This window comes from Pseudomonas sp. NBRC 100443, from assembly GCF_030268185.1.
Classification (GTDB): domain Bacteria; phylum Pseudomonadota; class Gammaproteobacteria; order Pseudomonadales; family Pseudomonadaceae; genus Pseudomonas; species Pseudomonas citronellolis.
Genome location: NZ_BSQE01000009.1, coordinates 160,854 through 184,225 on the forward strand (window position 1 = coordinate 160,854; position 23,372 = coordinate 184,225).

Here is a 23,372-nt window from a genome sequence, read left to right on the forward strand (position 1 = left end):
TAGGAGCGAGCTTGCTCGCGAACGGTGCCTTCCGGCGGCAGCTGTGTTCAGGTTGACTCCGCCCCTCTCCCTGAAGGGAGAGGGGGCTGTCCGGCATGCTCTGGAAGTTCGGCGTCAATCTGTAGGAGCGGACTCCGTCCGCGAATCGCGCGCAGGGCGCGCTCACCCGGCCGAGCCACCGCGCGGCCGGCAAATCCAATCGCGGACGGAGTCCGCTCCTACGCCCGTGCTTCTCTGAACCGTAGGCGTAACTGTCTTGCAGGCCGCGCCGGGGCGCTCTTCGTAGGATGGGTTGAGCTTGCGAAACCCATGCGGTTGCGCTGATGGGTATCGCTTCGCTCAACACCATCCTACGACGGAACTCCTCCCGTGGGTGGGCGTGTTAGAACAACACCATCTGCCGATCGACCAGCCGTGCGAAGTCATCGCCGACGAAGGGCAGGATGGCGTCGGCCACCGGTTGCAGCTGGCGTGTCAGGTAGTGTTCGTAGTCGATGGCCGCGCGGCGGTTTTCCAGGGGCTCGGGGCCAGCGGTGGTGATCAGATAGCTGATCCAGCCGCCGTGCTGGTATTGCCGCGGGCGGCCCTGGCTCTGGTTGTAGTCGTCGGCGGCGCGGGCCGCGCGCACGTGGGGCGGGACGTTGCGTTCGTAGTCGTCCAGGCGCCGGCGCAGGCGCTTGCGGTAGACCAGCAGGTCGTCCAGCTCGCCAGCCAGGGTGCGGCGCACGTAGTCGCGCACGTAGTCCTGGTAGGGCTGGCGGCGGAAGATGCGTTCGTACAGCTCCTGCTGGAAGCGCTGGGCCAGCGGCGACCAGTCGGTGCGCACCGTTTCCAGGCCCTTGAAGACCATTTCCTCGCTGCCGTCGGCGCGCCGCACCAGGCCGGCGTAGCGCTTCTTGCTGCCTTCCTCGGCGCCGCGCACCGTGGGCATCAGGAAGCGCTGGTAGTGGGTTTCGTACTGCAGCTCCAGGGCGCTTTCCAGGCCGTAGGTTTCGCGCAGGTGCTCCTTCCACCATTGGTTGATGCGTTGCACCAGGGCGCGGCCGATGCGCTCGGCGTCCGCCTCGGCGTGGGCGCCGCCGAGCCAGACGAAGGTGGAGTCGGTGTCGCCGTAGATCACCTGGTGGCCCTGCGCTTCGATCAGCTCGCGGGTGCGGCGCATGATCTGGTGCCCGCGCATGGTGATGGACGACGCCAGGCGCGGGTCGAAGAAGCGGCAGCCGCTGGAGCCGAGCACGCCGTAGAAGGCGTTCATGATGATCTTCAGCGCCTGGGACAGCGGCTTGTTGCCCTCGCGCTTGGCCGCCTCGCGGCCCTGCCACACGCGTTCGACGATGGCCGGCAGGCAGTGCCGGCTGCGCGAGAAACGGGCGCCGCGGAAGCCTTCCACCGAGTGTTGGTCGTCCGGCTGGCGCAGGCCTTCCACCAGGCCCACCGGGTCGATCAGGAAGCTGCGGATGATCGACGGGTACAGGCTCTTGTAGTCCAGCACCAGCACCGATTCGTACAGCCCCGGACGCGAGTCCATGACGAAGCCGCCGGGGCTGGCCTCCGGCGGCTTGCCGCCGAGGTTGGGGGCGACGAAGCCGAGGCGGTGCATGGCCGGCAGGTACAGGTGGGTGAAGGCCGCCACCGAGCCGCCGCTGCGGTCGGCGGGCAGGCCGGTGACGCTGGCGCGTTCGAGCAGGAAGCGCAGCAGCTCGGTCTTGGCGAAGATGCGCGTGACCAGCTCGCAGTCCTTGAGGTTGTAGTGGGCCAGGGCCGGCTTGTCCTCGGCGAACTTGCGGTCGATCTCGGCCATGCGGTCGTAGGGGTTGTCGATCGCCTTGCCTTCGCCCAGCAGCGTCTGCGCTACGCTTTCCAGGCTGAAGGAGGGGAAGTTCCAGGTGGCCGAACGCAATGCCTCGATGCCGTCGATGATCAGCCGCCCGGCGGCCGCGGCGAAGTAGTGGTTGCTGCCGCTGCCGTGCTGGCGCCAGTGCATCTCGTCACCGTCGCGGCCCAGGCGCAGGGGGATCTTCAGGCGCTGGGCATGCTCGCGCAGCACGCGCAGGTCGAACTGCACCAGGTTCCAGCCGATAATGGCGTCGGGGTCGTGCTCGGCCAGCCACTGGTTGAGGCTTTCCAGCAGTTCGCCGCGGCTGTCGCGGTAGGCCAGGTCGAAGTCCAGCAAGCTGGCGTCGCCGTTGGCCGGGCCGAGCATGTACACCTGGCGCTGGCCGCAGCCTTCCAGTGCGATGGAATAGAGGTTGCCGTGGATGTCGGTCTCGATGTCCAGGGACACCAGCTTCAGCCGTGGCCGATAGTCTGGCGCCGGTTTGAGCACGGCCTCGCACAGCACGCCCTCGGCATCGGCCTCGCCATCGAAGCTCACTGGGGCGGTGATGAAGCGCTCCATCAGGTAGCGCTCCGGCGGGCGGATGTCGGCTTCCAGCACCTCGATGCCGGCCGCGCGCAGGCGCTTGTCCAGGTCCATCAGCTGGCGGTGCTGGCGGCAGTACAGGCCCAGCACCGGGCGTTGCTCGAAGTCGCGCAGCTGCAGCGGGCGCAGCTCCACGCCGGTTTCGCCCTGCAGCAGGCGCTGCGCCGCCTCGCGCTGGGCGGCGGGGAGGAAGGCCACCGAAGTCTGCGGCGGCAGGCGTACCCGGCGCGGGCCGGCGTCGGTGGCCAGCCAGAACTCCACCTCGGTGCCGGCGGGCGTGTCGCGCCAGTGCCGGGTGAGGACGAAGCCGTGTTGTGCTGCCACCGGTAACCCCTGGGAAGAATCTTTCAGGCGTTCATTCTACCGGGGTGGGAAGCTTGTAGGCGCTTACTGGTGATAAAGCGTTTGCGTGACGAGCGCCGGCCCTGCCGGCGCAATCGCGGATAAATCCGCTACAAGGTGCAGGAGAGACACCGTCGTAGGATGGTGTTGAGCGAAGCGATACCCATCACCGTGACCGCATGGGTTTCGCAAGCTCAACCCATCCTACGAAGAGCGCTTCGGTGCGGCCTGTAAGACCGCCGCTCCTACGGTGGCAGGGAAGCACGGGCGTAGGAGCGGACTCCGTCCGCGATTGGATTCACCCGCCACGCCGGACGCCCCGATGGCACGACGGCGGCGTATAACCGCGAACGGTTATACCCCTTACGCCGATGTTGCTTTCGTAGGATGGTGTTGAGCGAAGCGATACCCATCAGCGCAACCGCATGGGTTTCGCAAGCTCAACACCATCCTACGAAGAGCACCTCGGCGCAGCCTGCAAGACGGTTGCTTCTACGACGGTGCCCTGCCGGCGAATCGCGCGCAGGGCGCGCTCCTACATGGGGCGCGACGGTTAGCGCTGCGTAGGAGACTCCGTCCGCGATTGCCGGGCGTTTCTGTGAGATACAGCTACAAGGGAAACACTATCGCCAGTGCACCTCCGGCGGTTCTCTTTTGCGCCGATCCTGTCCAGAATGGCCGCCCCTTTTCCCAGCCCCGACGCCATGAACGCACAAGCCCTCGATGTACTCCTGCAACAGCTGCTGGCCGCCCTGGAGGCGCCGCCCGCCGAGGTTCGCCGCCTGTTCCACGGCCGCGGCCGGCGCTGGCCGGGGCTGGAGCATGTGACCGCGGATTGGCTGCAGGGCGTGCTGCTGGTGTCGCTGTTCCGCGAGCCGGGCGAAGATGAACTGGCGGCGCTGGAGCGCCTGCTGCTGGGCCTGTGCGAGTCGCCGCAATGGCGCGCCAGCGGCGCCGAGGCTTTGCTGCTGCAGCACCGCTACCGCCCGGACAGCGCCATGCAGGCCCTGTTCGGCGAGGTGCCGGAGGAGCGCGTGGTCAGCGAGAACAGCCTGCGCTACCTGCTGGACCTGGGGCGCAAGCAGAACAACGGCCTGTTCCTCGACATGCGCCTGGGCCGCCAGTGGGTGCAGGCCCGGGCCGCCGGGCAGCGGGTACTCAACCTGTTCGCCTATACCTGCGGCTTCTCGGTGGCGGCCATCGCCGGCGGCGCCGAGCACGTGGTCAATCTGGACATGGCGCGCGCCGCGCTCAGCCGCGGGCGCGACAACCACCGGCTGAACGGCCACGACCTGTCGCGGGTGGAATTCCTCGGCCACGAGCTGTTCAAGTCCTGGGGCAAGGTGAAGAAGTCCGGGCCCTACGACCTGGTGATCATCGACCCGCCGTCGTTCCAGAAGGGCAGCTTCGCCCTCGGCAAGGACTACCCGCGCATCCTGCGCCGCCTGCCCGAGCTGCTGGCGCCCGGCGGCCGGGTGCTGGCCTGCGTCAACGATCCGTCCGTGAGCCCGGCCTTCCTCATCCAGGGCATGGCGGCCGAGGCGCCGGAGCTGGCCTTCGTCGAGCGCCTGGACAACCCGCCGGAGTTCGCCGACATCGATGAGGATGCGGCGCTCAAGGCGCTGGTGTTCGCCCGTTCGGGCTAAGCCCGCACCTGGATGTAACACCTGGCACACAATCTGCTCCGCATCGGCCATGGCACGGAAAACGCCGGTTTTCCGTCATCCCCTGGCCACGGAGCGAATCCCATGCGCTTTTCCTGCAACGGTTGCGGCAAGTGCTGCCATGACCACCACGTACCCCTGACCCTCGACGAATCCCGCGACTGGGTGGCCGACGGCGGCAGCCTGATCGTCCTGCTGGAAGCGGTGCTGGACGACGGCGCCGGGCTGCCGGAGGGGCAGCGCGAGCACGTGCTGCGCCGCTCGCTGCCGGTCCGCTGTGGCAGCACCCAGGCGCACCTGGCGATCACCTTCGCCGCCTTCAACCAGGGCGCCTGCCGCCACCTGGGCAGCGACATGCGCTGTGGCATCTACGAGCGGCGGCCGCTGGTGTGCCGCATCTACCCCATGGAGATCAACCCGCACATCCCGCTGCGCGCGGAGGCCAAGGACTGCCCGCCGCAGGTCTGGGACGAGGGCCCGGAGCTGATCGTCGGCGGACGCCTGGTGGACACCGAACTGGCGGCGCTGGTCGAGCGCTCGCGCCAGGCCGACCGCGAGGAGATCGCAGCCAAGGCGGCCATCTGCGAGCGCCTGGGCATCAGCGTCTCGGCGCTCAAGGGTGACGGCTTCACCGCCTACCTGCCGCAGCGCAAGGCCTTCCTGGCGGCCCTGGACGCGGTGCGCGCGCAGACGCCGGCCAGCTCCGCGGCGGACTGGCAGTTGCATGTCTCCAGCGATGACCTGGCCCGCCAACTGGAGGAAACCGGGGCGATGATCGCCGCCCTGCTGAGCGACGACTGCGCCTTCATTCCCCTGCGCGCGGCCTGATGGGGGAGGGGATGGCCGGGTAGTAGTCCTTCGGAATAATGACGCCGAAAATTCGCCGGTGCGGATAATATATGCGGCATTTTCCGCTAGAACTGAAAAGAAGGCTGACGCCAATCTGCCTTCGTCTGCAGGTTTTACCTGTCAGACAGCCGATCATCACCAGGGGAATACTGTGAAGAATTGGACGCTCCGCCGACGTATCCTGGCCAGCTTCGCGGTCGTGATCGCGATCATGTCGCTGATGGTGGTGGTTTCCTACATCGCCCTGCTCGCCGTCGAGCGCGACTCGCGCAGCGTCAGTACCGACGCCATGCCGGGCACCTATGCGCTGACCACGGTGCGTACCACCTGGACCGACACCATGCTGCGCACCCAGGCCCTGGTCGGCCTGGGCGACGGCAAGCCGCTGGACGCCGCCGGCCGCCAGGGCTTCCGCGAACTGCACGAGACCCTGCTGCAGCGCATCGCCACCTACGAGGCCACCGTGCACGCGTCGGCCGACCGCGAGCTGCTGGCCCGCTACAAGCAGCAGGCGCTGGACTTCCAGGCGCAACTGGAGCAACTGCTCGACCTCTACGACAAGGACCACCAGGCCGCCCGCCAGTCGCTGCTGCACGACCTGCTGCCGGCCTGGGAGAAGGGCCGGCAGACGCTCAACGAGCTGATCGCGCTGAACCGGCAGATCGCCGATGCGGCGGTCATCGCCATCGTCCACCAGGTGGAGCTGGCCGAGGCCGCCATGCTGGTCTCGCTGCTGCTGGCCATCGTCGCCGCCGGCGTCCTCGGCCTGCTGCTGATGCGCGCCATCACCGGCCCGGTGGAGAAGGTGGTGAAGACCCTCGAGACCATGAGCGGCGGCGACCTCACCGCGCGCCTGGCGCTGGAGCGCAACGACGAGTTCGGGGTGATCGAGAGCGGCTTCAACGGCATGGCCGAGGAGCTCAAGGCCCTGGTGGCGCAGGCGCAGCGCTCGGCCATCCAGGTCACCACCTCGGTCACCGAGATCGCCGCCACTTCCAAGCAGCAGCAGGCCACCGCCACCGAGACCGCCGCCACCACCACCGAGATCGGCGCCACCTCGCGGGAGATCGCCGCCACCTCGCGCGACCTGGTGCGCACCATGACCGAGGTCTCCAGCGCCGCCGAACAGACTTCCACCCTGGCCGGCTCCGGCCAACTGGGCCTGGCCCGCATGGAAGAGACCATGCACCAGGTGATGGGCGCCGCCGAGCTGGTCAACGCCAAGCTTGCGATCCTCAACGAGCGCGCCGGCAACATCAACCAGGTGGTCACCACCATCGTCAAGGTCGCCGACCAGACCAACCTGCTCTCGCTCAACGCCGCCATCGAGGCGGAGAAGGCCGGCGAGTACGGCCGCGGCTTCGCCGTGGTGGCCACCGAGGTGCGCCGCCTGGCCGACCAGACCGCCGTGGCCACCTACGACATCGAGCAGATGGTCCGCGAGATCCAGTCGGCGGTGTCCGCCGGGGTGATGGGCATGGACAAGTTCTCCGAGGAAGTGCGCCGCGGCATCGCCGAGGTCGGCCAGGTCGGCGAGCAGTTGTCGCAGATCATCCACCAGGTGCAGGCCCTGGCGCCGCGGGTGCAGATGGTCAACGAAGGCATGCAGGCGCAGGCCACTGGCGCCGAGCAGATCAACCAGGCCCTGGTGCAGCTGGGCGAGGCCACCGGGCAGACCGTGGAGTCGCTGCGCCAGGCCGGTTTCGCCATCGACGAGCTGAACCTGGTGGCCAATGGACTGCGCAATGGCGTCTCGCGCTTCAAGGTCTGAGGCCGGCGGGCGGCTGTACCTGCAGTTCCGCCTGGGCGCCGACCGCTACGCGCTGGACGTGCACGAGATCGTCGAGGTCCTGCCGCTGCGGCGCTTCAAGCAGGTGCCCGAGGCGCCGGCCTGGGTGGCCGGGCTGTTCGTCCACCGCGGCGAGCTGCTGCCGGTGCTCGACCTCAGCCAGATCGCCTGCGGCCGCCCGGCGCCGCGGCACACCAGTACGCGCCTGGTGCTGGTGGACTACCGCTTCGCCGGTAGCGGCCCGCAGCGGCGCCTGGGGCTGATCCTGGAACAGGCCAGCCAGACCTTGCGCCGCGACCCGGCGGCCTTCCGCGACTACGGCCTGGAGCCGGGCGAGGCGCGCTACCTGGGGCCGGTGCTGGAAGACGCCGAGGGCCTGCTGCAGCGCGTGCAGGTGGACGAACTGCTGCCTGAGCACGTGCGCGAACTGCTCCTGGCCCAGGGTGAGCGGCCATGAGCGACGAGCGTTTCAGCCAGTTGCTCAAGGCGCGCATCGGCCTGGACGCGGAGTCGGTGGGCGAGGCGGTCATCGCCCGCGCCGTGCGCCAGTGCGCCAACCGTAGCAGCGGCGGTGACCTGGAGGCCTACTGGCTGCGCCTGCAGGGCTCCGCCGAGGAGCAGCAGGCGCTGATCGAGGCGGTGATAGTCCCGGAGACCTGGTTCTTCCGCTACCCCGAATCCTTCGCCGCCCTCGGCCGCCTGGCCCTGCGCCGGCAACTGGAACTGGCCGGCGCGCGGCCCCTGCGCCTGCTCAGCCTGCCCTGTTCCACCGGCGAGGAGCCGTACTCCATCGCCATGGCCCTGCTCGACGCGGGCCTGCCGGAAGCGGCCTTCCAGATCGACGCCCTGGACGTCAGCCCGGCCTCGCTGGAGCGCGCGGCCCATGGCGTGTACGGGCGCAACTCGTTCCGCGGCAGCGAACTGGGCTTCCGCGACCGCTACTTCCACGCCGAGGGCCCCGACTACCGCCTCGACGAGCGGGTGCGCCGCCGCGTGCGCCTGCGCCGCGGCAACCTGCTGGCGCCCGGCCTGCTGGCCGAGGAGGCGCCCTACGACTTCCTGTTCTGCCGCAACCTGCTGATCTATTTCGACCGCGACACCCAGGAACGCGCCGTGCAGGTGCTGCTGCGCCTGGTGCGCGAGGACGGCGCGCTGTTCATCGGCCCGGCCGAGGCCAGCCTGACGTCGCGCCCGGGGCTGCGCGCGCTGGGCGTGCCGCAGTCCTTCGCCTTCCTGCGCGTGGCGGCGCAGCCCGAGGCGCCGGCGGCCAGGCCGCGCCCCACCATGCAAACCACGCCGCCGCCGACAGTGGCGCCGCGCCCGGCACCACGCCGCGCGCCTTCGCCGCTGCCCGCCAGGCCGGCGGTAGCGCCGCCGAGCGGTGCCGAACAGGGCCTGGCGGAAATCGCCCGGCTGGCCAACCTGGGCCAGACGGCCCAGGCCCGCGCCGCCTGCGAGGCCCACCTGGCCCAGCACGGCCCGGCGGCCCAGGCCTATTACTGGCTCGGCCTGCTGGCCGATGCCGAGGGCCGCAGCGAACAGGCCCAGGGCTACTACCGCAAGGCGCTGTACCTGCAGCCCGACCACCAGGAAAGCCTGCTGCACCTGGCCGCCCTGCTGGCCGCCCGCGGCGATCGGGAAGGCGCGCGACGCCTGCAGGAGCGCGCCGCGCGAGGAGTGAAGCGCGATGCCTGAGCAGCGCTACCACCTGCACCCGGAGGCCGCCGAACAGGCGGTGGACGACTGCTGGAACCGCATCGGCATCCGCGGCGACAAGTCCTGCCCGCGGCTGGCCGAACACATCCACTGCCGCAACTGCCCGGTCCACGCCGCCGCCGCCGTGCGCCTACTGGACCGCTACGCCCTGGGCGCCGAAGGCGAGCAGGCCGCCAGCGTCGAGGACGAGGCGCCGCCAGGCGATGCCTACCTGCTGTTCCGCCTCGGCGAGGAATGGCTGGCCCTGCGCACCCTGGCGCTGGCGGAGGTGGCGCCGAACTGCCCGGTGCATTCGCTGCCGCACCAGCGCTCGCCGGTCGTGCTGGGCGTGTCCAACGTGCACGGCGCGCTGGTCGCCTGCCTGTCGCTGGCCGAGCTGCTCGGCCTGCCGCCTTCCGCCCCGCGTGAGGACGAGGGCCGCCGCCTGCCGCGCATGCTGGTGCTGGCCACCGACAGCGGGCCGGTCCTGGCGCCGGTGGACGAGGTGGACGGCATCCACCCGCTGGCGCCGGGCCAGGTGCGCGTCGCCGCGGCGGCCGGCAGCCGTTTCACCCACGACGTGCTGAAGTGGCGCGAGCGCAGCGTGCGCCTGCTCGACCACCAGGCCTTGCTTGCCGCCGCCGCCCGGAGCCTGGCATGACCCCCGAGCAGATGAAGGACGCCTCGCTGCTGGAGCTCTTCCGCCTGGAGGCCGAGGCCCAGGCGCAGGCGCTCGGCCAGGGCCTGCTGGCGCTGGAGCGCGAACCGCGCCAGGCCGCGCAGCTGGAGGCCTGCATGCGCGCCGCGCATTCGCTCAAGGGCGCCGCGCGCATCGTCGGCCTGGACGAGGGCGTGCAGGTCGCCCACGTCATGGAGGAATGCCTGGTGGCCGCCCAGGACGGCCGCCTGCTGCTGGGCGCGGAGCACATAGACGCGCTGCTGGCCGGCACCGATATCCTGCTGCATATCGCCGACGTCCAGGCCGAGCGTGCCGCCGAGGCGCGCGCGGCGGTGCCCGGCCTGGTGCAGCGCCTGGAGACACTGCTGGGCGCGGAGCCTGCGCAGCCCGCCGCACCTGTCGCCGCCGAAGCGCCGCCGGCTGCGCTGCCAGAGCCGCCGGCCGAAACCGTCGAGCCGGCGCCCGTCACGCTCGAGAAAAAGGGCGAGGAGGCCACCGGCCGGGTACTGCGCGTCACCGCCGAGCGCCTGAACCAGTTGCTCGACCTTTCCAGCAAGGCCCTGGTCGATTCCCAGCGCCTGCAACCGCAACTGGCCTCCATGCAGCGCCTCAAGCGCCTGCAGGCCACCGCCAGCCGCCTGCTCGACGGCGCCCGCGACGCCGCCGGCGCCAGCCTCGACCCGCAGGCCCAGGCCTTCCTCGCCGATGCCCGGCGTCTGGTCGGAGAGTGCCAGCAACTGCTGGGCGAGCAGATGGCCGAGCTGGACGAGTTCGCCTGGACCACCTCGCAGCGCGCCCAGACCCTCTACGACAGCGCCCTGGCCTGCCGCATGCGGCCCTTCGCCGACGTGCTCGGCGGCCAGGCGCGCATGGTCCGCGACCTCGGCCGCGAGCTGGGCAAGTCGGTGCGCCTGGAGGTGGACGGGGTGTCCACCCAGGTCGACCGCGAGGTCCTGGAAAAACTCGAGGCGCCGCTGACGCACCTGCTGCGCAACGCCGTCGACCACGGCATCGAGACGCCGGACGCACGGCGCCGGGCCGGCAAGCCGGAGCAGGGGCTGATCCGCCTGCTGGCGCGGCACCACGCCGGCATGCTGGTGCTGGACCTGCGCGACGACGGTGCCGGTGTCGACCTGCAGCGCCTGCGCGAAGGCATAGTGCGCCGTGGCCTGTCCACCGGGGAGACGGTCGCGCGGCTGTCCGAGGAAGAGCTGCTGGCCTTCCTCTTCCTGCCCGGCTTCAGCCTGCGCGAGCAGGTCACCGAGGTTTCCGGCCGCGGCGTCGGCCTGGACGCCGTGCAGCACATGGTGCGCCAGCTGCGCGGCGGCATCCGCATGGAGCAGGTGGCGGGGCAGGGCAGCCACTTCCACATCGAGGTGCCGCTGACCCTCTCGGTGGTGCGCAGCCTGGTGGTGGAAATCGGCGGCGAGGCCTACGCCTTCCCCCTGGCGCACATCGAGCGCATGCGCAGCCTGGCGCCGGAGGAGATCGTGCAGATCGAGGGCCGCCAGCAGTTCTGGCACGAGGGCCGGCATGTCGGCCTGGTGGCCGCGCACCAGTTGCTGCAGCGCCCGGAAGGCCACGCGCCGGAGGGCGACATCCCGCTGGTGCTGATCCGCGAGCGCGACAACCTGTACGGCGTGGCGGTGGAGCGCTTCATCGGCGAGCGCACCCTGGTGGTGATGCCGCTGGACGCGCGCCTGGGCAAGGTCCAGGACGTGTCCGCCGGCGCCGTGCTGGACGACGGCACGCCGGTGCTGATCCTCGACGTCGAGGACATGCTGCGTTCGGTGGACAAGCTGCTGGCCAGCGGCCGCCTGGAACGCATCGACGCCGGCAACCGCCAGGGCGCGGCGCTGCGCAAGCGCGTGCTGGTGGTGGACGACTCGCTCACCGTGCGCGAACTGGAGCGCAAGCTGCTGGCCGGCCGCGGCTACGACGTGGCGGTGGCGGTGGATGGCATGGACGGTTGGAACGCCCTGCGTTCGGAGCGCTTCGACCTGGTCATCACGGATATCGACATGCCGCGCATGGACGGTATAGAACTGGTCGGGCTGATCCGCCGCGACGCCCGCCTGCAAGCCCTGCCGGTCATGGTCGTGTCCTACAAGGACCGCGAGGAGGACCGCCGCCGCGGGCTCGATGCCGGCGCCGACTACTACCTGGCCAAGGCCAGTTTCCACGACGAGGCTCTGCTGGATGCGGTGGTCGATCTAATTGGAGGTGCGTAGGGTCGGCTCCCGTTTCGGCGCGGCCGCGACGGAGCCGCATTTTGCGCAGAGCAAGGCGCGAGGAGAGAGGTTTGGTTATTCCAAATGAACGACGAGTAACGCGGCGCTGCGCAAAATGCGGCCCGTCCCTTCGGGTTGCGCGGCAACGCGGCTCGCGCCGAAACGGGAGCCGACCCTAAGATGAGGATTGGCATCGTCAACGACATGCCGCTGGCCGTGGAAGCGTTGCGCCGGGCCTTGGCCTTCGAACCTACGCACCGCGTGCTCTGGGTCGCCAATAACGGCGCCGAGGCAGTGGAAATGTGCGCCGCGCAGACCCCCGACGTGGTGCTGATGGACCTGCTGATGCCGGTGATGGACGGTGTGGAGGCCACGCGGCGGATCATGTCCGCCTCGCCCTGCGCCATCATCGTGGTCACCGTGGACCTGGAGCAGAACCTCTCGCGGGTGTTCGAGGCCATGGGCTGCGGCGCGGTGGACGCGGTGAACACCCCGGCGCTGGGCGTCGGCGATTCCCTGGAGGCGGCCCGCCCGCTGCTGCGCAAGCTGCAGAACCTGGCCTGGCTGTCGGCCCCGGGCAACAGCCGGCCGCGCAGCGAGGTCGCCGTGCGCGAAAACCCGGCCAAGGCCCGCCGCCTTGTGGCCGTGGGCGCCTCGGCCGGTGGCCCGGCGGCCCTGGCCGAGTTGCTGGGCCTGCTGCCGGCGAGCTTTTCCGCGGCCATGGTGGTGGTGCAGCACGTGGACGAAGTGTTCGCCGCCGGCATGGCCGAATGGCTGGCCAGCCAGGCGCGCATCCCGGTGCGCCTGGCGCGCAACGGCGAAGTGCCGCAGCCCGGCTGCGTGCTGCTGGCCGGCACCAACGACCACATCCGCCTGCAACGCAACGGCGAGCTGGCCTACACCGCCGAACCCTGCGGGCACATCTACCGGCCCTCGATCGACGTGTTCTTCGACAGCGTGGCCGACAACTGGGTGGGCCAGGCCACCGGCGTGCTGCTCACCGGCATGGGCCGCGACGGCGCCCAGGGCCTGAAGCACATGCGCGAACGCGGCTTCCTGACGCTGGCCCAGGACCAGGCCAGCAGCGCCGTGTACGGCATGCCCAAGGCCGCCGCGGCGATCGGCGCCGCCACCGAAATCCGCGGCCTGGGCGACATCGCCCGGCGCCTGGGCGAACTGTACGGCTGACATTCCGGAGGCAGCGCCAGCGGCGCCACGACGACGATGAACCCCAAGCATAGCGAGAACCCCTTGATCACTCCGGACGACACCGCGGTCATGGTCCTGCTGGTCGACGACCAGGCCATGATCGGCGAGGCCGTGCGCCGCGCCCTGGCCGAGGACGGCGGCATCGACTTCCACTTCTGCTCCGACGCCACCCAGGCCATCGAGCAGGCCCTGCAGATCCGCCCGACGGTGATCCTGCAGGACCTGGTGATGCCCGACACGGACGGCCTGGAGCTGGTGCGCCAGTACCGCCGCCACCCGCAGACGCGCGACATCCCGATCATCGTCCTGTCGACCAAGGAGGAGCCGCAGGTCAAGAGCGCCGCCTTCGCCGCCGGGGCCAACGACTACCTGGTCAAGCTGCCCGACGCCATCGAGCTGGTGGCGCGGGTGCGCTACCACTCGCGCTCCTACCTCGCCCTGCAGCAGCGCGACGAGGCCTACCGCGCCCTGCGCGAGAGCCAGCAGAAGCTGCTGGAGACCAATCTGGTGCTGCAGCGGCTGATGAACTCCGACGGCCTCACCGGGCTGTCCAACCGCCGCCACTTCGACGAGTACCTGGAGATGGAATGGCGCCGCGCCCTGCGCGAGCAGAGCCAGCTGTCGCTGCTGCTGATCGACGTCGACCACTTCAAGGCCTACAACGACACCTTCGGCCACGTCGCCGGCGACGAGGCGCTGCGCCGCGTCGCCGGGACCATCCGCGAAAGCTGCGCGCGTTCCTCCGACCTGCCGGCGCGCTACGGCGGCGAGGAGTTCGCCATCATCCTCCCGGGCACCTCGCCGGGCGGCGCGCGGCTGCTGGCGGAAAAGCTGCGGCTGACCGTGCAGGCCCTGGGCATCGCCCACGAGCAGCCGGATTCCGGCGCGGTGCTGACGGTCAGCGTCGGCGTGGCGACCCTCACCCCGGGGCAGGGCGAAAGCTGCCTGAAGCTGATCGAGCATGCCGACCGCGCGCTCTACAACGCCAAGCACGGCGGGCGCAACCAGGTGGGGGTGGACGGCGGCGCAACCGGCTGACGCACAGCCGCCCACGGGCGGCTTTCTCGGGTATACTTCCGGGTTTTTCCACGCCATTACCCGTGAGTGCTGACCGCCATGGAAATCCAACCGATCCTCAACAGCATCAAGGACCTCTCCGACCGCACCCAGTCCATTCGGGGGTATCTTTGACTACGATCTGAAACATGATCGTCTGATCGAAGTAAACCGCGAACTGGAAGACCCGGCGGTCTGGAACAAGCCCGAATACGCCCAGAACCTGGGCCGCGAGCGCGCCACCCTGGCGCAGATCGTCGAGACCCTCGACGAGCTGACCGGCGGCCTGGCCGACTCCCGCGACCTGCTCGACATGGCGGTCGAGGAGAATGACGAAGGCGCCGTCGGCGACGTCGAAGCGGAAGTCCAGCGCCTGCGCGAAATCCTCGAGAAGCTGGAATTCCGCCGCATGTTCAGCGGCGAGATGGACCCGAACAACGCCTACCTGGACATCCAGGCCGGCTCCGGCGGCACCGAGGCCCAGGACTGGGCCAACATGCTGCTGCGCATGTACCTGCGCTGGGCCGACAAGAACGGCTTCGACGCCGAGATCGTCGAGCTGTCCGAGGGCGAGGTCGCCGGCATCAAGGGCGCCACCGTGCACATCAAGGGCGAGTACGCCTTCGGCTGGCTGCGCACCGAGATCGGCGTGCACCGCCTGGTGCGCAAGAGCCCGTTCGATTCCGGCAACCGCCGCCACACCTCGTTCACCGCGGTGTTCGTCTCGCCCGAGATCGACGACAACATCGAGATCGAGATCAACCCGGCGGACCTGCGCATCGACACCTACCGCTCCTCCGGCGCCGGCGGCCAGCACGTGAACACCACCGACTCCGCGGTGCGTATCACCCACGTGCCGACCAACACCGTGGTGGCGTGCCAGAACGAACGCTCCCAGCACGCCAACAAGGACACCGCCATGAAAATGCTGCGGGCCAAGTTGTACGAGCAGGAGATGCAGAAGCGCACCGCCGCCTCGCAGGCTCTGGAAGACACCAAGTCCGATATCGGCTGGGGCCACCAGATCCGTTCCTACGTGCTCGACCAGTCGCGCATCAAGGACCTGCGTACCGGCGTGGAACGCAGCGATTGCGACAAGGTGCTCGACGGCGACCTCAACGAATACCTGGAAGCCAGCCTTAAACAGGGCCTGTAGACCGCACCCCGTAGGAGCGAGCTTGCTCGCGAACCCGCTGAAGAGCTTCGCGAGCAAGCTCGCTCCTACAGTTGTTATCCCTAATTGAATGAATCGACGCCAGGCAGATAGAACGACCATGAGCGACCAACAACTCGACCAGCACGAGCTGCAACAGGAAGAAAACAAGCTGATCGCCCAGCGCAAGGAAAAGCTTGCCGCCGTGCGCGAGGCCAGGGCCATCGCCTTCCCCAACGACTTCCGCCGCGACGCCTACTTCGCGGACCTGCAGAAGCAGTACGCCGACAAGACCAAGGAAGAGCTGGAAGCCGCAGCCATCCCGGTCAAGGTCGCCGGTCGCATCATGCTCAACCGTGGCGCCTTCATCGTCCTGCAGGACAGCAGCGACCGCCTGCAGGTCTACGTCAACCGCAAGACCCTGCCCGAAGAGACCCTGGCCGAGATCAAGACCTGGGACCTGGGCGACATCATCGGCGCCGAAGGCACCCTGGCCCGCTCCGGCAAGGGCGACCTGTACGTCGACATGAGCAGCGTGCGCCTGCTGACCAAGTCGCTGCGCCCGCTGCCGGACAAGCACCACGGCCTGACCGACACCGAGCAGCGCTACCGCCAGCGCTACGTCGACCTGATCGTCAACGAGGAAACCCGCCACACCTTCCGCGTGCGTTCCCAGGTGATCGCCCACATCCGCCGCTTCCTGTCCGAGCGCGGTTTCCTCGAAGTGGAAACCCCGATGCTGCAGACCATCCCCGGTGGCGCCGCGGCCAAGCCCTTCGCCACCCACCACAATGCGCTGGACATGGCCATGTTCCTGCGCATCGCTCCGGAGCTGTACCTCAAGCGCCTGGTGGTCGGCGGTTTCGAGAAGGTCTTCGAGATCAACCGCAACTTCCGCAACGAAGGCGTCTCGACCCGGCACAACCCCGAGTTCACCATGCTCGAGTTCTACCAGGCCTACGCCGACTACGAAGACAACATGGACCTGACCGAGGAACTGTTCCGCGAGCTGGCCCAGGCGGTGCTCGGCACCACCGACGTGCCCTACGGCGACAAGGTCTTCCACTTCGGCGAGCCGTTCGCCCGCCTGTCGGTGTTCGACGCCATCCTCAAGTACAACCCGGACATCACCGCGGCCGACCTGCAGGATGTCGACAAGGCCCGCGAGATCGCCAAGAAGGCCGGCGCCAAGGTCCTCGGCCACGAAGGCCTGGGCAAGCTGCAGGTGATGATTTTCGAGGAGCTGGTGGAGCACAAGCTGGAACAGCCGCACTTCATCACCCAGTACCCCTTCGAAGTCTCCCCGCTGGCCCGCCGCAACGACCGGGACCCGAGCGTCACCGACCGCTTCGAGCTGTTCATCGGCGGCCGCGAGATCGCCAACGCCTACTCCGAGCTGAACGACGCCGAAGACCAGGCCGAGCGTTTCATGCTGCAGGTCAAGGAGAAGGACGCCGGCGACGACGAGGCGATGCACTACGACGCCGACTTCATCAACGCCCTGGAATACGGCATGCCGCCCACCGCCGGCGAAGGCATCGGCATCGACCGCCTGGTGATGCTGCTGACCGACTCGCCGTCGATCCGCGACGTGATCCTGTTCCCGCACATGCGCCCGCAGGCGTAAGCGCAGGAGCTGTGGAAAAGCCGCCTTAGGGCGGCTTTTTCGTGCCTGAGGGCAAGGCTCTTCGTAGGAGCGAGCTTGCTCGCGAACAGTGCTTGCCGGGGATTTGGGCGCTGGGTTTGGGAGCGCCCTCTCCCCAGCCCTCGGCTGCGCGCCCCGCCCTGAAGGGAGAGGGGGCTTGTCCGTGGCGAGAGAAGGAATGGTTTCAGCTGGAAACCCTCCGTGTTGCCGGCTGACTCCAAAACATCCAAGCACACCGAACGGTCCCCTCTCCCTTCAGGGAGAGGGTTAGGGAGAGGGAACGGAGGTTGGCGCAACAATGGAGTTGCCGGGTAACGCATTCGCGAGCGCTCCTACAAAGCCCGCCCTTCCATCCGCCAGCGGGCCACCGATTGATTCCCCAAGCAAAAGCCCGAACAATGCGCCATCGCCCGCGAGCGGAGGAAAGACCGTGCCCCGAGCAGTTTCCAGAGACAGCGCCGCCCAGGCCGCCAGTGCGGTGGCCGAGAGTGTCCAGTACCAGGGCCGCAAGGCCGCCCGCCAGGGCAGCGAGCAGCGCCGCCAGGCGATCCTCGACGCGGCCATGCGCATCATCGTCCGCGAGGGCGTGCGGGCCGTGCGGCATCGGGCGGTGGCGGCCGAGGCGGACGTGCCCTTGTCGGCCACCACCTACTACTTCAAGGACATCGACGACCTCATCACCGACACCTTCGCGCTCTTCGTCGAACGCAGCGCCGAAGCCCTGTCGGCCTTCTGGGCCAGCGTCGAGGGCGACCTGCAGGCCCTGGCCGCCGGCCTCACCGGCAGCCCCGAGGCGCGCCGCGAGCTGGCCGACCGCATCGCCGAGCTGGCCATCCAGTACGTGCGCGTGCAACTCACCGAGCGCCGCGAGCACCTGCTGGCCGAGCAGGCGTTCCGCCAGGAGGCGTTGCTCAACCCGCGCCTGGAACAGCTGGCGCAGAGCCACAGGCGCATCCTCTCCCTGGGCGTGGTGCACTTCTTCGAGGTGCTCGGCTCGCAGCAGCCGGAACAGGACGCCAAGGTGTTGACGGCCATCATCCTGCAGATGGAGTATCAGGGCCTGCTGGATGGCGTGGAGCACCTGGACACCGTGGAAATGCGCGCCATCCTGACCCGCTACCTGTACCTGGTGCTGGGCCTCTGAAGCCCGCCGACGACCCCATATGGCGTGCCGCCCGCGGCCCCTGAGGAGACTTCGATGAAAGCCTGGCGCGCCTTGCTGCTGTTGAGCATCTTCCTGCTCGGCGGCTGCCTGGTGACCTTCAAGGAGCCGATCCCGGCGAAGGAGGCCGCGCCCAAGCAGTTGCTCGGCCAGTGGTCGCGGATCGACGAATACGGCGAGGAACAGTTCCTCGAGATCAGCCGCACCGGCGAGGGCCTGTACCGCGCCTTCAGCTACTACGACGACAGCGGCAACACCGACAGCGCCGAGGACCTGCCCTTCACCGTGGTCCACCACGGCCAGCGCTGGTACCTGTCCGCCGAACTGCCCAAGAGCCAGGGCGGCAACTACGTGCTGGCCGGCTTCGAGATCACCGACAAGGACGAGCTGGTGGTCTACTCGCTGGACGTCGAGCAAATCCTCCAGGCCATGGCCAAGGGCACCCTGCAGGGCCAGAAGGTGGACAGCGAGCAGGGCGCCGGCGCCCTGGTGGCCAGCCCCCTGGGCGACGTCCTGGCCTACCTGGACGAGCCCGCCAACGCCGAAGTCTTCAACGAAGCGCTACGCTTCCAGCGAGTGACTCCGGGAGAACGCCCATGAACCCGCGGCGCAAGAAAAGCACGCCCAGCGAGTACCAGCAGATCATCCGCGGCCTGTCCGACCGCCTGGTGGAGGCGCAGACGCCGATCCGCGTGCTCGATGCCATCAAGTGGGACGACAGCGTGCGCGCGGACTTCCTCAAGGGCCGCGGCAAGCACGCGCCCAAGGTCGACCGTGGCTACTACGACGGCCGCCCGCTGGCCTTCGACGGCAACGCCAAGAAGCAGGAATTCCAGAACCTGGAGCGCGACATCACCCGCCAGCTCGGCCAGTTCAACCCGGTGGGGCAGATCATGCGGCGCATGTGCCGCGAGTACCGCATGGTCATCCGCATGCTGGAGGCGCGCGGCACCCAGGACTTCGGGCTGATCTCCCAGGAACTCTACGGCTCGGCCTCCGACGCCTTCCACGCCGGTGACCCGACCCTGGCCGACCTCGGCCTGATGCTCTCGGACTACCTGAACAACATCGCCGACCGCGGCGACCTCAAGGACGAACCCAAGACGCTCACCGCCAAGGAAGCGGTGGCCATGCTGCAGGAGCGCCTGAACAAGACCTTCGGCGAGGCCGAGGACACCATCCGCGTGTTCGAGTCCGACGGCATAGTCGCCGACGCCGCGGCCGGCGCCGACTACATCAAGGTGCGCGCCGACGCCATGTTCAACGAGCGCGACGTGCGCGCCCTGGAAGTCCACGAGGGCCTGGTGCACGTGGGCACCACCCTGAACGGGCAGAACCAGCCGATCTGCACCTTCCTGGCCAAGGGCCCGCCGTCCTCCACCGTGACCCAGGAAGGCCTGGCCATCCTCATGGAGGTGATCGCCTTCGCCTCCTACCCTACGCGCCTGCGCAAGCTGACCAACCGCACCCGCGCCATTCACATGGCGGAGGAGGGCGCGGACTTCCTCGAGGTGTTCCACTTCTACCGCGAGCAGGGCTACAGCCAGGAAAGCAGCTACCAGAACGCCAGCCGGGTGTTCCGCGGCTCCACGCCCGGCGGGCTGCCGTTCACCAAGGACCTGTCGTACCTCAAGGGCTTCATCCTCATCTACAACTACATCCAGCTCGCCGTGCGCAAGGGCAAGCTGGAGCAGATCCCGCTGCTGTTCTGCGGCAAGGCCACCCTGGAAGACATGCGCACCCTCCGCCAACTGGTGGACGAGGGCCTGGTGGTGCCGCCGAAGTACCTGCCGCCGCAGTTCCGCGACCTCAACGCGCTGTCGGCCTGGATGTGCTTCTCCAACTTCCTCAACCACCTGAGCCTGGACCGCATCGAGGCGGACTACGCGAATATCCTCTGACGCCATGCCAACCCGTTCAGGCTCCGTAGGATGGCGTTGAGCGAAGCGATACCCATCGATGGGAATCGCTCCGCTCGTCCCATCCTACGAAAGCGCTTCTGTGCCGCCAGTGTGGGAGCGATCCCCGGCCCCAAGGATGACCCGACCATGACCCACCGCTTCAAGGCCGCCGCGCTGTCCCTGTTGCTTCTGCTCGGCGGCTGCAGCTCGCTGCTGTTCTACCCCAGCCCCGACGTGGCCATCACCCCGGCGCGGGCCAAGCTGGATTACCGCGACGTCACCCTCACCACCGCCGACGGCGTCAAGCTCGCCGGCTGGTGGCTGCCGGCCAAGCCCGGGGTGCCGGTCAAGGGCACGGTGCTGCACCTGCACGGCAACGGCGGTAACATGGCCTGGCACCTGGGCGCCACCTTCTGGCTGCCGGAACAGGGCTACCAGGTGCTGATGCTCGACTACCGCGGCTACGGCCATTCCCAGGGCGAGCCCAGCCTGCCGGCGGTGTACCAGGACATGGACGCCGCCTTCGCCTGGCTGGACAAGGCCCCGGAAGCCCAGGGCAAGCCGCTGATCCTGCTCGGCCAGAGCCTGGGCGGCGCCATGGGCGTGCACTACCTGGCGCAGCATCCCGAGCGGGTGAAGCAGCTCAAGGCCGTGGTGCTCGACGGCGTGCCCGCCAGCTACCGCGAAGTGGCACGCTACACCCTGGGCACCGCCTGGCTGACCTGGCCGCTGCAGATTCCGCTGTCCTGGGCGGTGCCCGATGGCGACAGCGCGATACGCGCCATGCCGCGACTTTCTGGCGCACCCGTGCTGTTCTTTCACAGCATCGACGATACCATCGTGCCCCTGGACAACGGCCTGAGCCTGTACAAGGCGGCGCGGCCGCCGAAAGTCTTCCAGCTGACCCGTGGCGGGCACGTGGAAACCTTCGGCGAACCGACCTGGCGCGAAGTGATGCTGCGCTTCCTCGACGACCCGCAGCACTTCAGCGGCCTGCGCCGCCTGGCCGAAGTCCCCAACACCGATCCGCCGGCCGAGCCGGCCAGCCAGTCCCAGGGCAAGCCATGACCACCAGCACCGACCGCAACATGATCCCGTACATCCTCACCGCCATCGGCAGCATCATCGTCAGCGTGGGCACGCTCTGGTACTACGGCTACCTGCACTTCGCCAAGGAGCAGGACGCCCTGCTGCTGGCCGAGTTCACCATGCTCAAGAGCATTCCCGGGCAGGACGTGAAACTCTCGCTGGAGCCGGCCAACCAGATCGCGCAATGCATCGACGGCGTGCTGGTGCTGTTCGACACCACCCAGAAAGGCCTCTCCGGCGTGCTGGTGGACAACAAGAAGCACGCCGTGCGCTGCGCCGGCGAGGAAACCCCGCAGGAAGTCCGCTGACGGCATGCTTCGGGGGCCAGTCTGGGAGCAACCTGGAGGGCGCGACCATGAGCAACCCCGAAATCCACGTCTGGCAGGGCGACATCACCACCCTGCGCATCGACGCCATCGTCAACGCCGCCAACAGCTCGCTGCTCGGCGGCGGGGGCGTGGACGGCGCCATCCACCGCGCCGCCGGCCCGGAACTGGCGAACCACTGCCGCAACCTGGGCGGCTGCAGGACCGGCGAGGCCAGGATCACCCCTGGCTTCCGCCTGCCCGCCGCCCACGTCATCCACACGGTAGGCCCGGTCTGGCGCGGCGGCGGCCACGGCGAGCCGGACCTGCTCGCCGCCTGCTACCGCAACAGCCTGGCGCTGGCGGAGGAGCATGAGCTGGAGGGCATCGCCTTCCCGGCGATCAGTTGCGGCATCTACGGCTATCCCCTGGAAGCGGCGGCCAGCATCGCCGTCGCCGAACTGCGCCGCCAGCGCCCCGCCGGCAGCAGCCTGCAACGCCTGTTGCTGGTGCCTTTCGCCGAAGACATGGCCGAACTCTACCGGCGCCTGTTGCGGGGTGGCGCCTAGGCGCCGACTGCGCCGAGGTGCTCTTCGTAAGCGGGCCCTGCCCGCGAAATCGTCCTACATGGGAAGGGTGCGGGTGGGGCGGCGTAGGAGCAACTGTCTTGCGCCGAGGCGCTCTTCGTAGGATGGGTTGAGCTTGCGATACCCATGCTGCCGTGGTGATGGGTATCGCTTCGCTCAACGCCATCCTACGAAAACCCGTGCGTCCTGGAACCGTAGGATCTCATCCGCGAAGCGCGCCGGTGGTTCCGGCTATCGCGGACAAGGTCTGCTCCTACATGGATAGCCGCGTCAGTAATCGCTACCCACCGACGACCGCGGCACCACCGGCTTGGCGTCGTTGGAGATGGTCACTTCCACCCGGCGGTTCTGCGCGCGGCCGGAGGATGTGGCGTTGCTCGCCACCGGGTAGTCCTTGCCGTAGCCGCGGGTGGTCACCCGCGCCGGGTCCACGCCCTGGGCCAGCAGGGCCATGCGCACCGAGTCGGCGCGGCGTTCGGACAGGCCCTGGTTGTAGCCGGCCGAGCCGCTGCTGTCGGTGTAGCCCTCGACCAGCACCTTGCGCTCGGGGTTCTGCTGCAGGTAGCTGGCCAGTTGCTGGATGTTGTGGCTGGCCTCGGGCTTGAGGTCGGCGCGGTCGAGGTCGAAGAGCACGTCGCCGAAGGTCACCAGGGTGCCGCGCTGGGTCTGCTTCGCCTGCAGCTCCTTGAGCTGCTGGGTGCGCACGTCCAGGCGGGCCTGGGTGCGCTGCGCCGAGGCGTTCTGCAGCTGCCCTTCGGCGCTCTTCAGGGCGATGGTCTGGTTGGCCAGGTTGATGCGCTGCTGCGTCAGGTAGGCCAACTGGTCCACGTCCTGCTGCTTCTCGCCGTCGCGGTAGGCCTTGTCGGCCTTGGCCAGCCAGTCGCCGGCGTCCTTGGTTTCCAGGGCCGCGAGCTGGGTGGCCTGGGGTTGCGCCTGCAGGGCGGAATAGTCGCTGCGGGCCTTCTCCAGGTTGGCGTTGGGCTCGTGGGCGCAGGCGGCCAGCAGCAGCGCCAGGCTGGAGAGGGCGGGGAGGGCGATGAGTTTACGCATGGCTGTCGTCCTTAATGATCCGGAGGGGGAATGGGGAAGGGCGCCTACTGCTGTGGCTGCTGGAGCTTCTGCAGCCCTTCCTCGCGGATTTCCATCACGCCCTGCTGGGCGTCCTTGACGGCGTTCTGCGCCTTGACCGCCTGCGACTTGCGCTCGGCCACGCGGGCGTCCCATTCGGCCTGCTGGGCCAGGCGCCTGGCCTGCTCGTATTCCTTGTCGTTGAGGGCGATGCGCGCCTGGGCGAGCTTGTCCTGGGCGGTCTTCATCTCTAGCGGCGCGTACTGCGGGCCGCCGGCGCTGACCGCGGCGTTCACCGCCGATTCGGTGACCGCCATCTGTTCGCTCGGCGGGTTGCCGGCGCAGCCGGCCAGGGCCAGGGCGCCGAGGCCGGCCAGCAGGCCCGTGCGCAGGAAGGCGAGGCGGGGTTGGTGTGTTTTCAGTTCCATTGTTCGAGTCCTCTCGTCTGGGGAACGCGGATTCTCAACGGGCGGTGCCCGGCCCGGCCGTTCGCAGCCCTGCGCTGCGGCGTTGTCCCGTGATGGCC

20 protein-coding genes are annotated in these 23,372 nt (G+C 68.9%); 17 read left to right on the top strand and 3 right to left on the bottom strand.

The genetic code is table 11. The features are described from left to right. Positions 1–382: 382 nt before the first annotated feature. On the bottom strand, positions 383–2,746 hold the full coding sequence (locus QSJ95_RS14115) for a DNA polymerase II (protein WP_285643088.1): 2,364 nt from the start codon (positions 2,744–2,746) through the stop codon (positions 383–385). A gap of 722 nt (positions 2,747–3,468) precedes the next feature. Between QSJ95_RS14115 and QSJ95_RS14120 the strand changes: the two genes are divergently transcribed. From QSJ95_RS14120 to QSJ95_RS14200, 17 genes are all read left to right on the top strand, one after another. Then, positions 3,469–4,410 carry a class I SAM-dependent methyltransferase gene (locus QSJ95_RS14120; RefSeq protein WP_285643089.1) on the top strand — a complete coding sequence of 314 codons (942 nt, stop codon included), beginning with the start codon at positions 3,469–3,471 and terminating at the stop codon, positions 4,408–4,410. Between the two features lie 102 nt (positions 4,411–4,512). Continuing rightward, a complete protein-coding gene (locus QSJ95_RS14125) occupies positions 4,513–5,256 on the top strand; it encodes a YkgJ family cysteine cluster protein (RefSeq protein ID WP_009616519.1) in 744 nt (247 codons plus the stop codon). Between the two features lie 172 nt (positions 5,257–5,428). Then, positions 5,429–7,048 (top strand): methyl-accepting chemotaxis protein, encoded by a 1,620-nt coding sequence (locus tag QSJ95_RS14130; protein WP_058487270.1) that lies wholly within the window; start codon positions 5,429–5,431, stop codon positions 7,046–7,048. Beyond that, positions 7,023–7,523, top strand: a complete 501-nt coding sequence (locus QSJ95_RS14135) for a chemotaxis protein CheW (protein WP_009616521.1) — start codon at positions 7,023–7,025, stop codon at positions 7,521–7,523. The genes QSJ95_RS14130 and QSJ95_RS14135 overlap by 26 nt, the downstream gene beginning before the upstream one ends. Continuing rightward, a complete protein-coding gene (locus tag QSJ95_RS14140) occupies positions 7,520–8,761 on the top strand; it encodes a CheR family methyltransferase (protein ID WP_285643090.1) in 1,242 nt (413 codons plus the stop codon). The genes QSJ95_RS14135 and QSJ95_RS14140 overlap by 4 nt, the downstream gene beginning before the upstream one ends. Further along, positions 8,754–9,422, top strand: a complete 669-nt coding sequence (locus tag QSJ95_RS14145) for a chemotaxis protein CheW (protein WP_285643091.1) — start codon at positions 8,754–8,756, stop codon at positions 9,420–9,422. The genes QSJ95_RS14140 and QSJ95_RS14145 overlap by 8 nt, the downstream gene beginning before the upstream one ends. Beyond that, on the top strand, positions 9,419–11,671 hold the full coding sequence (locus QSJ95_RS14150; RefSeq protein ID WP_285643092.1) for a hybrid sensor histidine kinase/response regulator: 2,253 nt from the start codon (positions 9,419–9,421) through the stop codon (positions 11,669–11,671). The genes QSJ95_RS14145 and QSJ95_RS14150 overlap by 4 nt, the downstream gene beginning before the upstream one ends. A gap of 180 nt (positions 11,672–11,851) precedes the next feature. Beyond that, positions 11,852–12,859, top strand: a complete 1,008-nt coding sequence (locus tag QSJ95_RS14155; RefSeq protein ID WP_285643093.1) for a chemotaxis response regulator protein-glutamate methylesterase — start codon at positions 11,852–11,854, stop codon at positions 12,857–12,859. A 36-nt stretch (positions 12,860–12,895) separates the two neighbouring features. Continuing rightward, positions 12,896–13,918: a response regulator gene (locus QSJ95_RS14160; protein WP_285643094.1), complete on the top strand. Its 1,023-nt coding sequence runs from the start codon at positions 12,896–12,898 to the stop codon at positions 13,916–13,918. A gap of 78 nt (positions 13,919–13,996) precedes the next feature. After that, positions 13,997–15,092 (top strand): peptide chain release factor 2 gene (gene prfB / locus QSJ95_RS14165; RefSeq protein ID WP_285643095.1). Its coding sequence is split into 2 segments (ribosomal slippage): positions 13,997–14,068 and positions 14,070–15,092, totalling 1,095 coding nucleotides; the frame shifts between segments, so codons are not numbered across the junction. 118 nt (positions 15,093–15,210) lie between these two features. After that, positions 15,211–16,716, top strand: coding sequence for a lysine--tRNA ligase (gene lysS / locus QSJ95_RS14170; protein WP_285643096.1), 1,506 nt, complete (start codon positions 15,211–15,213; stop codon positions 16,714–16,716). A 448-nt stretch (positions 16,717–17,164) separates the two neighbouring features. Further along, the gene (locus QSJ95_RS14175; RefSeq protein ID WP_267853305.1) at positions 17,165–17,878 is read left to right on the top strand and encodes a TetR/AcrR family transcriptional regulator; all 714 of its coding nucleotides are present in this window, start codon (positions 17,165–17,167) and stop codon (positions 17,876–17,878) included. Positions 17,879–17,932: 54 nt separating this feature from the next. Further along, complete coding sequence (locus QSJ95_RS14180; protein WP_043271295.1) at positions 17,933–18,496, top strand: hypothetical protein; 564 nt, start codon at positions 17,933–17,935, stop codon at positions 18,494–18,496. Further along, entirely contained in the window at positions 18,493–19,797 is a 1,305-nt protein-coding gene (locus tag QSJ95_RS14185; protein ID WP_043271293.1) for a flavohemoglobin expression-modulating QEGLA motif protein, read from the top strand. Before QSJ95_RS14180 ends, QSJ95_RS14185 begins: the two co-directional genes overlap by 4 nt. Positions 19,798–19,944: 147 nt before the next feature. Further along, positions 19,945–20,865 carry an alpha/beta hydrolase gene (locus QSJ95_RS14190; RefSeq protein ID WP_285643104.1) on the top strand — a complete coding sequence of 307 codons (921 nt, stop codon included), beginning with the start codon at positions 19,945–19,947 and terminating at the stop codon, positions 20,863–20,865. Further along, entirely contained in the window at positions 20,862–21,194 is a 333-nt protein-coding gene (locus QSJ95_RS14195; protein ID WP_009616537.1) for a PA3694 family proteiin, read from the top strand. Before QSJ95_RS14190 ends, QSJ95_RS14195 begins: the two co-directional genes overlap by 4 nt. Positions 21,195–21,241: 47 nt before the next feature. Continuing rightward, on the top strand, positions 21,242–21,760 hold the full coding sequence (locus tag QSJ95_RS14200) for an O-acetyl-ADP-ribose deacetylase (protein ID WP_009616538.1): 519 nt from the start codon (positions 21,242–21,244) through the stop codon (positions 21,758–21,760). 288 nt (positions 21,761–22,048) lie between these two features. Here QSJ95_RS14200 and lptF read toward each other — a convergent pair whose 3' ends face one another. Both lptF and QSJ95_RS14210 read right to left on the bottom strand, forming a co-directional pair. Beyond that, positions 22,049–22,828: a lipotoxin F family OmpA-related lipoprotein LptF gene (gene lptF / locus QSJ95_RS14205; protein WP_064584122.1), complete on the bottom strand. Its 780-nt coding sequence runs from the start codon at positions 22,826–22,828 to the stop codon at positions 22,049–22,051. 44 nt (positions 22,829–22,872) lie between these two features. Next, positions 22,873–23,274 carry a DUF4398 domain-containing protein gene (locus QSJ95_RS14210; RefSeq protein WP_043314625.1) on the bottom strand — a complete coding sequence of 134 codons (402 nt, stop codon included), beginning with the start codon at positions 23,272–23,274 and terminating at the stop codon, positions 22,873–22,875. Positions 23,275–23,372 lie beyond the last annotated feature (98 nt).

What these genes read in the sequence shown, in the direction of transcription:
- QSJ95_RS14120 (WP_285643089.1), top strand. Translation starts at nt 3,469, where the DNA reads ATGAACGCACAAGCCCTCGATGTACTCCTGCAACAGCTGCTGGCCGCC.
- QSJ95_RS14125 (WP_009616519.1), top strand. Translation starts at nt 4,513, where the DNA reads ATGCGCTTTTCCTGCAACGGTTGCGGCAAGTGCTGCCATGACCACCAC.
- QSJ95_RS14135 (WP_009616521.1), top strand. Translation starts at nt 7,023, where the DNA reads ATGGCGTCTCGCGCTTCAAGGTCTGAGGCCGGCGGGCGGCTGTACCTG.
- QSJ95_RS14140 (WP_285643090.1), top strand. Translation starts at nt 7,520, where the DNA reads ATGAGCGACGAGCGTTTCAGCCAGTTGCTCAAGGCGCGCATCGGCCTG.
- QSJ95_RS14145 (WP_285643091.1), top strand. Translation starts at nt 8,754, where the DNA reads ATGCCTGAGCAGCGCTACCACCTGCACCCGGAGGCCGCCGAACAGGCG.
- QSJ95_RS14150 (WP_285643092.1), top strand. Translation starts at nt 9,419, where the DNA reads ATGACCCCCGAGCAGATGAAGGACGCCTCGCTGCTGGAGCTCTTCCGC.
- QSJ95_RS14155 (WP_285643093.1), top strand. Translation starts at nt 11,852, where the DNA reads ATGAGGATTGGCATCGTCAACGACATGCCGCTGGCCGTGGAAGCGTTG.
- QSJ95_RS14160 (WP_285643094.1), top strand. Translation starts at nt 12,896, where the DNA reads ATGAACCCCAAGCATAGCGAGAACCCCTTGATCACTCCGGACGACACC.
- lysS (WP_285643096.1), top strand. Translation starts at nt 15,211, where the DNA reads ATGAGCGACCAACAACTCGACCAGCACGAGCTGCAACAGGAAGAAAAC.
- QSJ95_RS14180 (WP_043271295.1), top strand. Translation starts at nt 17,933, where the DNA reads ATGAAAGCCTGGCGCGCCTTGCTGCTGTTGAGCATCTTCCTGCTCGGC.
- QSJ95_RS14185 (WP_043271293.1), top strand. Translation starts at nt 18,493, where the DNA reads ATGAACCCGCGGCGCAAGAAAAGCACGCCCAGCGAGTACCAGCAGATC.
- QSJ95_RS14190 (WP_285643104.1), top strand. Translation starts at nt 19,945, where the DNA reads ATGACCCACCGCTTCAAGGCCGCCGCGCTGTCCCTGTTGCTTCTGCTC.
- QSJ95_RS14195 (WP_009616537.1), top strand. Translation starts at nt 20,862, where the DNA reads ATGACCACCAGCACCGACCGCAACATGATCCCGTACATCCTCACCGCC.
- QSJ95_RS14200 (WP_009616538.1), top strand. Translation starts at nt 21,242, where the DNA reads ATGAGCAACCCCGAAATCCACGTCTGGCAGGGCGACATCACCACCCTG.
- lptF (WP_064584122.1), bottom strand. Translation starts at nt 22,828, where the DNA reads ATGCGTAAACTCATCGCCCTCCCCGCCCTCTCCAGCCTGGCGCTGCTG.
- QSJ95_RS14210 (WP_043314625.1), bottom strand. Translation starts at nt 23,274, where the DNA reads ATGGAACTGAAAACACACCAACCCCGCCTCGCCTTCCTGCGCACGGGC.